This is a genomic window from Streptomyces sp. NPDC027663 (assembly GCF_055566415.1).
Genome location: NZ_JBVHSK010000001.1, coordinates 367,803 through 380,781, shown reverse-complemented (window position 1 = coordinate 380,781; position 12,979 = coordinate 367,803). Strand labels below are relative to the sequence as shown.

The 12,979-nt window shown below is 62.2% G+C and carries 13 protein-coding genes and 1 pseudogene; 4 read left to right on the top strand and 10 right to left on the bottom strand.

All coding sequences use genetic code 11. The features are described 5' to 3' along the window. Positions 1 to 32: 32 nt before the first annotated feature. From ACZ4SF_RS01730 to ACZ4SF_RS01695, 8 genes and pseudogenes are all read right to left on the bottom strand, one after another. Positions 33 to 348: pseudogene (locus ACZ4SF_RS01730) on the bottom strand (SpdD-like protein). A gap of 17 nt (positions 349 to 365) precedes the next feature. Further along, complete coding sequence (locus ACZ4SF_RS01725; protein WP_103784904.1) at positions 366 to 521, bottom strand: hypothetical protein; 156 nt, start codon at positions 519 to 521, stop codon at positions 366 to 368. 12 nt (positions 522 to 533) lie between these two features. Then, on the bottom strand, positions 534 to 725 hold the full coding sequence (locus ACZ4SF_RS01720) for a mobile element transfer protein (RefSeq protein ID WP_468376771.1): 192 nt from the start codon (positions 723 to 725) through the stop codon (positions 534 to 536). Between the two features lie 19 nt (positions 726 to 744). After that, a complete protein-coding gene (locus ACZ4SF_RS01715) occupies positions 745 to 1,416 on the bottom strand; it encodes a DUF2637 domain-containing protein (RefSeq protein ID WP_468376768.1) in 672 nt (223 codons plus the stop codon). Beyond that, a complete protein-coding gene (locus tag ACZ4SF_RS01710; RefSeq protein WP_190219733.1) occupies positions 1,416 to 1,580 on the bottom strand; it encodes a hypothetical protein in 165 nt (54 codons plus the stop codon). The genes ACZ4SF_RS01715 and ACZ4SF_RS01710 overlap by 1 nt, the downstream gene beginning before the upstream one ends. An 83-nt stretch (positions 1,581 to 1,663) precedes the next feature. Then, entirely contained in the window at positions 1,664 to 3,019 is a 1,356-nt protein-coding gene (locus tag ACZ4SF_RS01705) for an FtsK/SpoIIIE domain-containing protein (protein WP_468376766.1), read from the bottom strand. A gap of 2 nt (positions 3,020 to 3,021) precedes the next feature. Further along, a complete protein-coding gene (locus ACZ4SF_RS01700; protein ID WP_468376764.1) occupies positions 3,022 to 3,378 on the bottom strand; it encodes an SCO3933 family regulatory protein in 357 nt (118 codons plus the stop codon). A 139-nt stretch (positions 3,379 to 3,517) separates the two neighbouring features. Further along, positions 3,518 to 4,297 carry a GntR family transcriptional regulator gene (locus tag ACZ4SF_RS01695; RefSeq protein WP_468376761.1) on the bottom strand — a complete coding sequence of 260 codons (780 nt, stop codon included), beginning with the start codon at positions 4,295 to 4,297 and terminating at the stop codon, positions 3,518 to 3,520. An 18-nt stretch (positions 4,298 to 4,315) separates the two neighbouring features. Here ACZ4SF_RS01695 and ACZ4SF_RS01690 point away from each other — a divergent pair, with 18 nt between their 5' ends. From ACZ4SF_RS01690 to ACZ4SF_RS01675, 4 genes are all read left to right on the top strand, one after another. After that, on the top strand, positions 4,316 to 4,777 hold the full coding sequence (locus ACZ4SF_RS01690; protein ID WP_468376758.1) for an NUDIX hydrolase: 462 nt from the start codon (positions 4,316 to 4,318) through the stop codon (positions 4,775 to 4,777). Further along, positions 4,774 to 5,151: a hypothetical protein gene (locus ACZ4SF_RS01685; protein ID WP_468376756.1), complete on the top strand. Its 378-nt coding sequence runs from the start codon at positions 4,774 to 4,776 to the stop codon at positions 5,149 to 5,151. The genes ACZ4SF_RS01690 and ACZ4SF_RS01685 overlap by 4 nt, the downstream gene beginning before the upstream one ends. 467 nt (positions 5,152 to 5,618) lie before the next feature. Continuing rightward, positions 5,619 to 7,883, top strand: a complete 2,265-nt coding sequence (locus ACZ4SF_RS01680) for an nSTAND3 domain-containing NTPase (protein WP_468376753.1) — start codon at positions 5,619 to 5,621, stop codon at positions 7,881 to 7,883. A gap of 511 nt (positions 7,884 to 8,394) precedes the next feature. Continuing rightward, the gene (locus tag ACZ4SF_RS01675) at positions 8,395 to 8,781 is read left to right on the top strand and encodes a hypothetical protein (RefSeq protein ID WP_468376750.1); all 387 of its coding nucleotides are present in this window, start codon (positions 8,395 to 8,397) and stop codon (positions 8,779 to 8,781) included. A 211-nt stretch (positions 8,782 to 8,992) separates the two neighbouring features. Here the strand turns inward: ACZ4SF_RS01675 and ACZ4SF_RS01670 are convergent, their stop codons facing one another. Both ACZ4SF_RS01670 and ACZ4SF_RS01665 read right to left on the bottom strand, forming a co-directional pair. Beyond that, the gene (locus tag ACZ4SF_RS01670) at positions 8,993 to 10,867 is read right to left on the bottom strand and encodes an ATP-dependent helicase (protein WP_468376747.1); all 1,875 of its coding nucleotides are present in this window, start codon (positions 10,865 to 10,867) and stop codon (positions 8,993 to 8,995) included. Continuing rightward, positions 10,864 to 12,819, bottom strand: a complete 1,956-nt coding sequence (locus ACZ4SF_RS01665) for an ATP-dependent nuclease (RefSeq protein ID WP_468376745.1) — start codon at positions 12,817 to 12,819, stop codon at positions 10,864 to 10,866. The genes ACZ4SF_RS01670 and ACZ4SF_RS01665 overlap by 4 nt, the downstream gene beginning before the upstream one ends. Positions 12,820 to 12,979: the final 160 nt, after the last annotated feature.

Below are 12,979 nucleotides of genomic sequence, written 5' to 3'. Positions count from 1 at the left end.
GCTTGGCGGTATCGAGGCCGCCCGGGGGCCGGTCAGCGTCGCTTGGCGTCCGCGTGGACGAGCGAGCGGATCACCAGGGCGCAGATGGCGAGTGAGGCGCCGGTGATGGCGGCCAGGAGCATCGAGACGAGGACGGCGCCGACGACCAGGACCACGGCCGTGCCGCCGCCGACGAGGGCGAGTGCGGTGCCGGGGGTGAGTTGGACCGTAGGTCGGGTCGGCGTTGCAGGCGTCGGGGAGGCCGGCGGGGTCGTGGTGCTCGGGGTGATGGTGGTCAGCTCGGCGACGGCGGGCGGGGGGGGCGAGGCCGGTCGGCTTGGGCATGGTGGGGATCTTCGGGCGGAGCATCGGTGATCTCCCTTCGATCACTTGATGAGGCTGTTGATCGCGGGGGCGAGGACGCTGTCGGCGAGAAGGAAGCCGCCGAGGAGCAACACGGCGATGAGCCAGGCGGGCGGGCGGATGAGCTTGACGCCGAGGTAGCCGACGGCGAGGAGTGCGAACCAGAGCGGGACCTGCATGGCGGTGGCCTCCTAGCGGACGCGGCAGCGGTGGGTGCGGGCGGCGAGCTGGGCGGCGGTCTGGCTGGTGTAGTCGGCGGACCAGCCGCAGCCGTCGGAGCTGCACACGGCGGCGTGCTTGGTCTGGCCGTTGCGGTCGCGGTGGGTGCCGATCTGTACCGGGCCGATGCACATCACGGAGTGGAAGTTGTCGCGGGCGGGCATGGCTGGTTCTCCTTCCTGGTCAGGCGAGGTGGGCCGCGATGGCGTCGGCCAGGTGGGGCGGGACGCCGAGGCGGGCGCGGAGGGTGTCGGTGTCGATCGGGGAGCCGGTGCGGACGCGGTACTCGTCGGCGACCTTGCGGGCGTGGTCGACGAGGACGGGGGGAACCGCGGGGGCCGGGGGCGGAAGTGCCGGCGTCTCGTCGGCTTGCGAGGCCGGCTGCTCGTCGGCTGCAGGGGCCGGGGGCTCCGGGTCGGGCTCGGGGGCTGTGTCCCGCACGGGGGCGGGGTCGGGCTCGGGTGCCGGCGGTTCTGGCTGTGTCTGGTGCTTGGCGGAGTGGGCGAGCAGGGTGCCGCCGAGGAAGGCGAGTGCGGGCCATCCGGCGATGCCGAGGCGGAGCAGGGCGGGCGGGTCGGCCAGGTCGAGGAATCCGGCGGTGGCGACGTTCGCGCCGAGTGAGGCGAACAGGGCGATGAGGAACCAGGACCAGGCGAGCCGGGAGGGTCCCTCGCTGCGGAGCCGTCGCCAGGCGGCGACCAGGAGCAGGTCGACGCTGACCGGGTAGGCCCAGGCCTTCCAGCCGTCCTGTCCAGCAGCAGCGGCCAGGTCGTGTAGGTGGGCGAAGGAGAGGGCTCCGGCGATGACGGCTTGGACCAGGACGGCGTCGACGCGCAGACTGGTTCGGGTGGCCATCAGGAACCCTCGGCGGCGGTGTCGGGCGGCTCGGGGAGCGATGCGGCCAGCGAGGGGCTGACGGCTTCGACGAAGTCGAGGTCAGCGCCGTTCATGTCGGCATAGAGGGCGAGTTGGCCGAGCAGGAGCACGGTGCGGGCGAAGTCCTCGCAGTCGGGGCACATGGCGGTCGTTCTCCCTTCATCAGGCATGGAGGGGGTAGGGACTTGGCGCGAAGGCGGTCGCGCCGACCGGGGAGGCGGGAAGGTCAGGCCGTGACGGGGGCTGTCTTGGACAGCGGCACCGGGGCTTTGGCGGCGGCCGTCAGCGCGGGGCGGAACGGTGCCAGTTCGGGCAGTTCCGGGGTGCGGTCGGCGTGTCGGTTGCAGATGTTGGCGGCCTGGCGGAGCGAGGTGTGCGGGGCGCGGATGCGGTGCCAGCCGCCGGTGGAGTCACCGGCGATGGCGAGACCGCGCGTCTCGGCGGGGATCTGGATGGCGGCCAGGACGGCGTCCGGGGAGATGTCGCCGAAGGCCATGTTGGCGCTGGTCTCGTCGTTGACGCGGTGGGCGGTGCGGCCGGTGAGCTGGGCACGGAGCATGGTGATGCCCTTGCCGAGTTCGGAGCCGAAGCGCTGGCCGCAGATTTCGAGGTAGATGCCGGCGGCGCGGCCGAGCTGAGCCAGGCGGACCAGGGCGGTGATGATGCGGTCGCGTCGCTTCTCTTCTTCCTTGGTGGCGAAGAGGGCAAGTTCGGCGACCTCGTCGACCAGGACCACGATCGGGGTCGGGCGGAGGTGGTCGGGCAGGTCCCAGATGTCGGCGGCGATCTCGGCGTCCGGGACGTCGGCGGTGATGCGCTGTTCGGCGCGGATGAGTTGGTAGACGTCCTCCATGCGGGTCACGAGTGCGTCGAGGAGTTCGGCGGCGGTGTCGGGGTTGTCGGCGAGGGCGGAGAAGCGGCGGGCCAGCGGGAAGAGTTCGACGCCCTGCTTGCAGTCGATGCCGACCAGAGCGACGTCCATGGGGGCGAGCCCGGCGACGAGGTTGCGCTGATAGACGGACTTGCCGGACTCGGTGGCGCCGAGGGTGAGCGCGTGGGGTATCGCACGGTAGTCGCGGTAGTGGACCGAGCCGTCTTCGCGCAGGGCGACCGGGACCCGCATCGGGCGGGTGTCGAGCCGGGCAGGCATCTGCACCCGCTTGAGTACGTCGTAGCCGGTCATCCTCAGCTCGATGACGCTGGAGCGCAGCTCACGGGAGGTGACGCCGTACATCGAGAACGAGTGGCGGAGTCGGTCGGAGGCGGCGGCGAAGTCGAAGGCGTCCTGTCCGGGCCGCAGCTTGAGCCGTAAGACCAGGCCGGTGCGGGTGGGTCGCAGGCTCAGGATGCGCGGCGGGCGGGACTCCGGGACCGGCCGGTTGGTCATCCGGGCAAGGGCGAGGCGCCAGCGCGAGGGCGGGACGGTCAGTCCGCAGGCGTCCATGACCGAGGCGTACCGGACCAGGACGCGGATGGCGGCGAGGGTGACCCCTAAGGTCGGCCAGTACCAGGCGGGGCGCCGCCACCGCAGGAGCCCCGCAGTGGCGACGACCAGCACGAGCGTGACCGTGAAGGCGGTCATGGTCAGGCCGCCTTGGCCTTCGCGGCCATGTCGGCGAGGGAGGTGACGGCGACCGCGCGGAAGGCGATGCCGTGCTTCTTCTGGCCGTTGAACTCGTTCTCCCAGGGCCGGGCGATGAGCCCGGTGAGGGCGACCGGGGTGCCCATGGCCAGGTCACCGGTGATGCCGGTCTCGGGGACGGTGATGGACAGGATCTCGACCTCCTCGTTGGCGGCGAACATCACGTCGACGGTCATGAGCTTGGCGCCCGTGTCGGCGTCCATGGCGATCTCGCCGGTGCGGCGGTCCTTCAGCTTGGGCTGCGGGGTCTTGGCGACCATGACGGTGGCGGCGGTGGTGTCGACGGGGATCTGACGCATGCCAAAGCACTCCTCTACAGAGGTGGGACTCCGTCACTCATGTACATGAGTGACATGAAGAAGAGTGCATGACTCCTGTACATGAGTCAACCCGCCGCGGCTCAGAAGTCGCGACGGGTTGCAGGGAGTTGAGTGTGCGTCAGTCGGCAGCGGGGATGCGGTACTCGAAAACGAACTGGTCAGCGGCCATGAGCGTGTCGCAGACCTCGACGACGCGACCCTCGGTCGTACGGGCTTCGCGAATCAGGTGGACCACGGGTGCGCCGGGGCTGAGGGCGAGTTCCGACGCCTCCGCCTTCGAGGCCGGCCGCGCCTGCAAGGTCTCGGCGAACTCTGCGAACTCGTGCCCGTGGTCCTCTAGTCGGGCGTAGATGCCACCGCCGCCGGGGTTCTCGGCGAACAGCTCCGGGATCTCCTTCACCACGTCCCACGGGAGGTAGGAGGTGGCGGTCTCGACGGGGGTGCCGTTGCGGAAGTAGAGGCGACGACGGGCGAGCACCTGGGCGCCGGCGTCGACGCCGAGCCGTTGGGCCGCGTCCGCGGGGGCCTCCATAGGGCCGATGTACAGGACGCTCACCTTGGCAGTGGCGCCGGACTGCGCCGACTCGGCCAGGTAGGCGGCCTTGCCGCCGCGCCGGTGCGAACGACGGAAGCGGTCGGAGGAGCGGTGCCGTACCGGCGGCCGGTCCTTCACGATCGAACCCTTGCCGTGGCGGGTCTCCACGAGCCCGCTGGCCCGCACCTCGACCATGGCCTTGCGGATAGTGCCGCCAGACACGCCGTAGCGGTCGACCAGCTCGGATTCACTCGGCACCATGTCCCCAGGCTTGAGGACACCAGCCCGAATCTGGTCCACGATCTCTTCGGCGATCTGCACGTACCGAGGTACGGACCGCTCACCTCCTGCTGCGGTTCCCATAGTCCTTCTCTGCCTCCTATGCTCCTGTACATGAGTGAATCACAAGGAGCAACGCCCGCGCCGCTGCACTCGGTATCCGTAGCCGGGGTGGTGGTGCGTGAAGACGGGCGGCTCCTGGCGATTCGCCGTGCCGACAACGGCACCTGGGAACTGCCGGGCGGAGTGCTCGAACTCGACGAGACCCCGGAGGCCGGCGTAGCACGCGAAGTCCTGGAGGAGACAGGCATCCAGGTCGAGGTGGACGAGCTGACCGGCGTCTACAAGAACACCACCCGAGGCGTCGTGGCCCTGGTCTTCCGCTGCAAGCCATCGGGCGGCGCTGAGCGGACGTCGAGCGAGTCGACAGCCGTCGAGTGGCTTACGCCCGACGAGGTCAGCGTGCGCATGGCCGAGGTCTACGCGATCCGGCTGCTGGACGCCTTGGATGGCGACGGCCCGCACGTGCGGAGCCACGACGGCAGGCAGCTCCTCGCCCGATGACAGACCCGAGCAACGCACGTCGACAGCCACGACACCTCACCGAGCTGTCCAGCATCCACGACTTCCTCGATGAGATACGCCTCCGCCCCGGCATGTGGCTACGAGGCGACTCCCTCCAGCACCTGGAGTCCATGCTGATCGGCTACCGAGCCGCGATGGCCGTGCACGGCATCGAGGAAGACTTCGCCTTCTGGAGCCCCGGGACGCAAGGACCGTTCGCCGAGTGGCTATGGCAACGGCTCGGCCGTCACAGCTCCCTTGGATGGGCCGCCGAGATCGAGCGCAAGGCCCAAGAGGCCGGCGTACCGGCGACCGAGCTGTTCTTCGCCCTGTGGGAGGAGTACCGACGGGTGCCCCAGCCGACGGCGGGATAAGACTTTCTCTACTTCATCAAGGCGGCTCGCTCCGCTCACCGCGCGCGGCACGGCCCCCGGCCGGGCCTGCGCTCCTGTCTCCGCCCCGCTCCAGCCCGGCCGACGCCCGTGCCGCGCTCTCAGCAATCAGCCGCCTGATGTCAGAGAAGGGGTACATCATGGCTGGGGCGGTCGGCTAGGCAGCCACTTTGGCCCGAGCCTCGAAGATCACGGCCTCAAGGTCGCGCTTTACCGGGTAGGTCAACAGACCGCCCGACGCGAAGAACTCAGGCCCGATGACGAGGCGCACCTTCGCTGCTCGCGGACGGAGATAGCAGACGTGGGCACCCTGCGGAGGGTCGCCGGCCGCCAACTGCTCGGCAGGGTGACACCTCAAGCGAGCGCACAGCACGTGATCACATTTTGATAGTTCCTTGCGGGACGACGGTCCGCGCCCTTCATACTGTGACAGGCGAAGGGGGATCAAGGTGGACTCATTCGAACTGAGTAGGCTGACGGACTTTGATTTTGAAGCTGTCTGTAAAGACCTACTCGAAAGGGAACTCAACCTGCGTCTTGAAATCTTCAGCCAGGGCGCCGATGAAGGAGTCGACCTAAGGCATTTTCGTCCAGAGGGTTCAAATATTGTTGTTCAATGCAAGCATTGGGTAAAAAGTTCGCGTGCTCAGCTTTTGCGCCACATGGGAAGTGTCGAACTTCCGAAAGTTGTCAAACTCAACCCTTCCCGGTACATAGTGGCCACATCAACAGAGCTGTCGAAAGATAGCAAGGATAAGCTCTTCAACATCCTGCAGCCTTACGTGAGGACGCCAAGTGACATTTACGGAAGGCATGAACTGAACGCCCTTCTGGAAAAGCACGATGATATCGTGCGGCGACATATGCGACTCTGGTTGTGCAGCGCTTCCATCCTAAACGCAATGCTAGCAAAGAGCATTGCCACCCGATCGCAGCATCTGACCACCCAGCTCGATGAGACCTTCAAGACTTACGCTCCAAACGCTAGCCACGAAAGGGCCCTTAAGCTCCTAGAGTCGCGACGCGTATGCGTAATTGCAGGAATCCCAGGCATCGGGAAAAGCACCCTCGCTCGCGTCCTTTGCGCTCATTACGTCAGTCAAGGATTCGAACTGGTCGAGGTGTCCGGTGACGTCGAGGAAGTCAATCAGCTATGGGATGACAAGACCAAGCAGATTTTCTACTACGACGATTTTCTTGGGCTCACCACCCTGGAGGACAAACTGCATAAGAATGAAGACAGCCGTCTGTTGTCTTTGATGTCTAGAGTCGAACAATCGCGCACGAAGCGGTTCGTTCTAACAACGCGTGAGTACATTCTCGCTCAGGCAAAGCAATGCTACGAGCGTATGCATTCTCATCCTTTTGAGATGCAAACATGCGTCGTGGACCTAGCAGACTATACCTACAAAGCGCGTGGCACTATTTTGTACAACCATGTTTACCACTCGCATCTCACACCAAAAGCAAAGTCTGCATTCGCGGCTCATAAAGTGTACGGGCCGATCATTCAGCACCCAAACTTCAATCCACGCATCATTGATTCCACCCTACGGCAGGCCGCACTCCTTAAGGGTTCTCGCAAGCCAATTGGGCAGAGGATACTGGATAATCTACAGTCGCCGTCCGAAGTCTGGGATCATATTGTCAATTATCAGATCTCGGCGTCCGACGTGCGTCTATTGCTCGCCCTGCTCATCTTTGGCGTCGACGTCTCACTGGGTGACCTGCGAAGCTACTGGAAGTCTCGCGTCGGAGATATCAAGTCACTCATGTCAGGCATCCAGGTCCTCGATGGGACCATGGTAAGGACATACGTGAAGGGAGAGTCGGTATTCGTTGGGTTCCATAATCCATCCGTGCGCGATTACATGCGCGATTACATCGCGGACAGGGATGATGAGTTCCAGACACTCTTGTCATCGATCCAGCATTTCGAGCAAGTGGAAAACATTTGGGCACTTGCCAGCGGCTGGAAGGGTGAAAAGATCTGGCGCATGTTGTTGGAGAATCAGGATCTATTCGAAAAGTCGGCGACCGCTTCCTTCGCTTCAGCAGGACTTCGACCTGACGGCGTAAACAATAGTTATGACTACGCGCACCGGGCGCGACTCTATCTGGACATTGGAGAGAAGCTAAGTTCAAGGCGGATTCTCGATCAAGCGCTCGCGTATTTGCGGATGCCCGATTGCTTGAATGGCGCTTACGACGGCGAAGACGTGGTAGGCATCGTACGGGATCTCTACACCTCACCTGTAGTTGAAGCCCGAGCGATCGCCCCAACGGTCCTCGAATCTGCGGTGGCTTGGCTAACCGAGGACGTGAGTACATGGGACAACCTCAGATTTGCCGAGGGCTGGCTGGATGAGATTGCTGACTACGTCCCGGATTCCGTGCACGAAGAAGTCATGCAGAGCAAAATTTCTTTGGCCGAATATGCATTTGAAGACTGGTTGGAGCGAGGTTCTGACTCCGTTTGGAGCATCACTGACGTCAGGGAGATGGTCGACTTTGCGAGGACTGTTGGTGACCCGCACTTTTGGCTCACAGATGTAGAGGCCGTTGCAGTAAAGGTGGAAGAGGCGGAGCAAGCCAACATGAGAACTTCTCGGAGCGCGAGCGAGCCAGCGGAGTCCACTCCGAGAGGCAACGATGGAAGTCATTATGCTGAGTTGCTAGCGGTCGACCAGATGATGGGTACGCTGCGTCTCTAAAGCCCTAAGCAGTGCTCTCCACCAAGGTTGTTTCGGACGGACAAGCCCTCACCCCATGCCTCGACATCACGGCTCTTCCGTCGCAGCTTGCTCTGGCAGACGTCAATCCAGCAGCGTGGCTGAGGCCGGTGGAGGTACAGCGAGACACACGCGCGCCTAATTGCTCCACGCACCCGCCATCGTGGCTGGCTGTCGTCGGCTGAGGCCCAGACCCCCAAGACCGAGCTTGCGCCCAGGGTTCTCCAGAGCGAACGGAGCGTGCCATCGCGCGCCAGATCCTGCGCGGGAACCACGGGGACTGGTCGGGGGCTGCAACACCGCCCCGCCCCACGTCAGATCAACACGACCGCCAGAAAACGCTAGCTTGCCAAGCTCAAAGCGCCGTTCCGGACTGTACCTCCGCAGAGGACCACGGATGCGCCCACTCATCGCAGTACTGTGCTCACTCTGGTCAGCGCCGCCATGGAGTGGAGCGCACCCGCCTCGTAGCGCCGGCATGGAGGGGTAGCACGTGTGGAGCCTCAGGAAGATACGAAGCGAGTTCACGTTTAAGGGCCTCCTCCTGATCCCGGTGGCGTTTCTCGCTAGCGCTGCACTTGCCGGGCTGGTCATGCTCATTGAGGGTCCGAGCGAGGATCCGTCGGTCATCTCTGGAACACCATCAGCCACATACAAGCCGGTTCACTGGACGTATCAGGGCAATGAGTGCGCAGACGGGTGGCCGTCTGACTCCGTCGGCCGCCAGGGAGCCTGTAGCCATCACGGAGGCGTTGTCTCCATGTTTGAAGGAGACGACGGAACAGTCCTCAGGTGCGGAGACGACGAGCACGCCCCGCGCCCAGACGAACAACAGCAGCAGATCGAAGACTATGGGCGCGTCGTCTGCGCGTTCAGGTGACATCGGGTTCTAACGCGGTGATCACGGCCGCACCACGAGCGCACCAGATTAAGCGGGGAACAGCGGGGAACCACAGTGAGAGCGCCGCGGACGACGCGGCAGCGCCCAGGCCGTTCGCCCAGGTCAGTGCTCGAACGGGCCGTTGGTGATCGCAGCTTCCCGGGTGCTTCGCCTTGAGCTTTCGACAGGCAGGTCTGGAGATCACCGCACCTCACTGAGGAGGGCTCAGTGAATCTCCAGAGGTGGAGAGCTCAGTCAGCACAGCACGGGCAAACCGCGAGATGCCCAGCGTGTTCCGCCCACCCCAGTCAGTCTCCCAATGGTCGCCGTAGATGAGGACGACAGCACTTTTCGCCCTCGTAAGACCCACATAGAAGGCCAGCCTATCTTGCCTAAGCCGGTCAGGCGGCGGCTGCGGAAATGTTTTCCTCTTTCGATCCCAGAATCGACTCGGCATGATCCCGTCCACCAGACCCGGGAGAATCACAACTTGCCATTCCCTACCCTTAGCGGAGTGATATGTCGTAAGAGCGACCTTTCCGGTCCTTAGCTCGCCCGCCGAAATATCAACAAGAGTCAAAGCGTTGTTTATGCAGCACTCCTTGAAGACTTCAATGCTGTCGACGTCGAGGCGGCGCGGACTTGCCTTCGCGAGTTCAGCCAATCCTAGATGGCCAACAAGCCCATTAAGCCACTCTAGGGTCTCAGGAAATTCCCTTGATTCGTTCATTCGCACTAGGGATGCGATTGTTTTGCATACGAACCTGTGCGGAACATCCTCCAGTCCGCTGTCCCGTCGAAGTGCGCCGTATGTAGCAGCGAGCTCGCCAACCGTTTGAACAGCGTCCGCGGATGACTCCCTGCCGATCGACGGCTGATAACCCGATACAACTCTTGCGGCGCATGCTCGAATGAAATCAGCTACCGGACCGGAGGGAAGGAGCTCATCTCGCTCGTGAACATAGTCGACAGATCCGAAGGAGAACTCGCGGAGCAACGATGTAAGCAGCGGGCCCTTACGCGGATATAGTACTGCGATTTCGTGTGCCGGCACTCCTGAAGCAGTCAACTCCAGAATTTTCTGGACCACAATCTCGGAATGCTGACGCAACCCGCCACGGACCTCAATTGGCTCAATTACTCCATGGTCCTCACGGTCCTGGCGAGCTCGGTGGTCACGCTTCTCTCCGAGGACGGCATGACTCACTGCGATGATCGCTCGCCCGCTGCGATAGTTCACTTTGAGCGGTACGGGGTGGAATTTTTCTGCAAGCTCGTTCAAGTATCGGGGATTGGCACCAGTGAACCCCATGACGGTCTGATCTGGATCACCGAAGGCGGAGACCTGGATGCCGGCCGCTTCATTCAGTAAAGTCACTAGTCCGTGAAGAACTGGCCCTAGGTCTTGGTACTCGTCAACAACGACATTCGGATACTTCGCAGCGATAAGCTGAGCTACGCGTGGATTCTCCACAAGTAGCGAGAGAGAGCTTGAGACCATCAGATCGAAATCGATAAAGCCTCTGTCGCTCATCTCGCTCTCGAAGATCCGCACAGCGTCGACCATCGGATCTCCGGGCTCACCTGCATCTCCTACTGCGAGCCGACGCCGTGCCTTCGTGAAGGCAGGGACTTCATACTTAGCGATAAGCATTACGCCAGCGCGCTCAAAACACTCTTCCAGAAGGTTCACCCACTGCTTGGACTTTTCGTCGAGCACGGTAAGCTGATCCGGATGGCACCTCCCTACTAGGGTCGAGTAGGGGCGCAGGATGTTTGACAAACACCAAGAGTGGAGAGTTCCAGCCGTCAATCTGCCGCTCGCAGAGATCCCCAGCCGCGTGAGCCGCTCACTGATTTCCCTGGCGGCGTGGTTGGTATACGTAATTGCAGCCACGCCACGGCTTCTCGACTTTTCAGTTTCAAGAAGGTATCCGACCCTGGCCACGAGCGTGCGTGTCTTGCCCGATCCCGGTCCAGCGAGAACTACGAGATCACCCTCATGCGTAGCAGCCTCTTGCTGATCCTCATTGAGTGCCAGTATCTCGCGGGCCAGAACGGGACGGACCCTTAGATCTTTAGTCACCGAGCCTCCGAGGAAGGAGGCGTCGACTTCTCTTCAAACAGGCCTTGGTTTCTAACGCGCCGGGACACATAATCCAGGGCACTGATCAGGTAACCATAGGTCGAGTCCGTGAACAACCACTCGCTAAACTTGGAGGCATCACCGGACGGCAGCAACTCCGAAGGAGCCCGCCCACGCACCGCATCACGGAAGCTCGCCAGGCCGTCCTGCTCTACGTGGTGAGCCAGGCGCTGTGCAAAGCGGCCTTTACTGATGGAGTCGATCCGGAGAAGCAGTTGCTTCTGATGTGAAGCGTCGCCCTTGCTCAGCCCGTCAACAGCCACCTTGAACTTTTCCTTAAGTTGATCCGAAACATCGTTGAACTGGTCATGCGCTTTGACCATGTGGGGACCCAGCAACGGCGCCATGTCTACTTCAAGAGTTTTCGGACCCATAAATACGCCCACCTTAGCGGCTTCCAGCCTCAGATCCAGGGTGGCAGACTCGGGATCCTTAGCCAAGAACTCTTCCACTCTCCGAGTGAACGCATCGGCGGCCGCACCGCTCATTAGCTTGGCTGCCCGGCTCAACCCGTAGTGAAGGTATTCGCCCTTCTTGTTAGTTGGGTCGCCGTCAGTCAGGATCACATGGGGAATATTCAGAGATTTTTTACCCAGCAACTGCCTGAAGGGGAAGAAATCTGTCCCGCCGATGTTGGCAACAATAACCCCGTGTGAATCCAAGTTGAAACCCAATGCCTGAGCGATAGCGGGAACCAGATAGACCTCAGCAGTTCCTTCAACCAAGATCGCCGCCGAGCAGAAAAGCACTTCGGCCCTACTAACGTCGAGGTAGCGCTCCAAGTCCTCTTTTTCATCGACCGAGAAATTGGCACGTGACGTATAGGACGTCCCGGTAGATCCGTCAGCGAGCTTTCGCAGGAGGATCAAAGAATCCAATCGTGACACCGCCGCAATGTGTGGGCTATGAGTTGTCACCATCAGCGACCCTTCGTCATGAAGAAGGTGGCTGAAGACCTGTCGCTGCAAGACGGGGTGCAAGTGCGCCTCGGGTTCCTCGACACCCAAAATCGTGTCAACAATCGCATCCGACTCCTTGCGGAGTCTGATGCGCTCCAGAAGCAAGGCAAGGTAGAGGATGTTGGCATTTCCTGTTGACGCATCCGAGACACTTCGCGTCCCAGCTCGATCCACGAACAGGCGGATAGACCTAAGAAGTCGATCCGGATCGCTCGATGCAAATCCGAAGCTCGGGGCGATATCGGTTCGCTCACCCGCCATAGACGCGAGACGGTTCGACAACTCTTCGGTGAGCTGGCCAATCTCAGGCTCGCGAGCCAGAGTTTTCATGGCTTTCGTGACTTCTTCAGCAGTGCTAGTCAACGCTGTCTGCTGCGGCCGCCGCAATTCGAGTAGGTCTTGCAGGGGAGAATCTCGCCACCTAGATAGGTCGCCCACCGCATCACGCAAGGCTTGCATAACCGTAAAATTGATGTCGCGACGAATTCGCTTCCCATCCCGGTCCCCGTCAATCCCCGCCGAGATGTCCCACGTGTAGTCGTCCCGAGTTAGCGGCCTCCCATTTGATTCAGTAACGGAGGCCAGCGGCTCAAAGACATAAACCAAGCGGGCAGTGAGTGGATCAAGGTCAACAAAGCAGCCATCAAGCGATGCTTCCGCCGCGAGCTCACCCGCGAAGTCGGTGATGTCGACCTCAATGCGAACTGTGACGCCCTCTGAGTAGCTAGCTTCAGAGGCTTCGCAGACATCCTCAGGACGAAGCCACCGCGCCGAGTCAGGAAGCTCGGGGTCAAGCACAATTCGCAAAGCCCGCAGGAAATTCGTCTTACCAACACCATTTTCACCCACGATGACCGCTGAGGGCGGAAATGGGTCAATCAGGAGCTTCCGGAAGTTCCTGTAGTTCTCGATAAGGACCCGACTGATCCGCATGCCCTGTACCCGCCCCACGTACGCGACCGACTAAGGCTCACCCTAAGCCGGATTAGCGCGACAAGTCCCTAGATCTCTAAAAATCGCTGCCGGCGCTGCTCCAACAAGTGCCGCGGCCACACCGTCGCGTCAGCCTGGAGGCCCTTTGTCCGCCGTATCC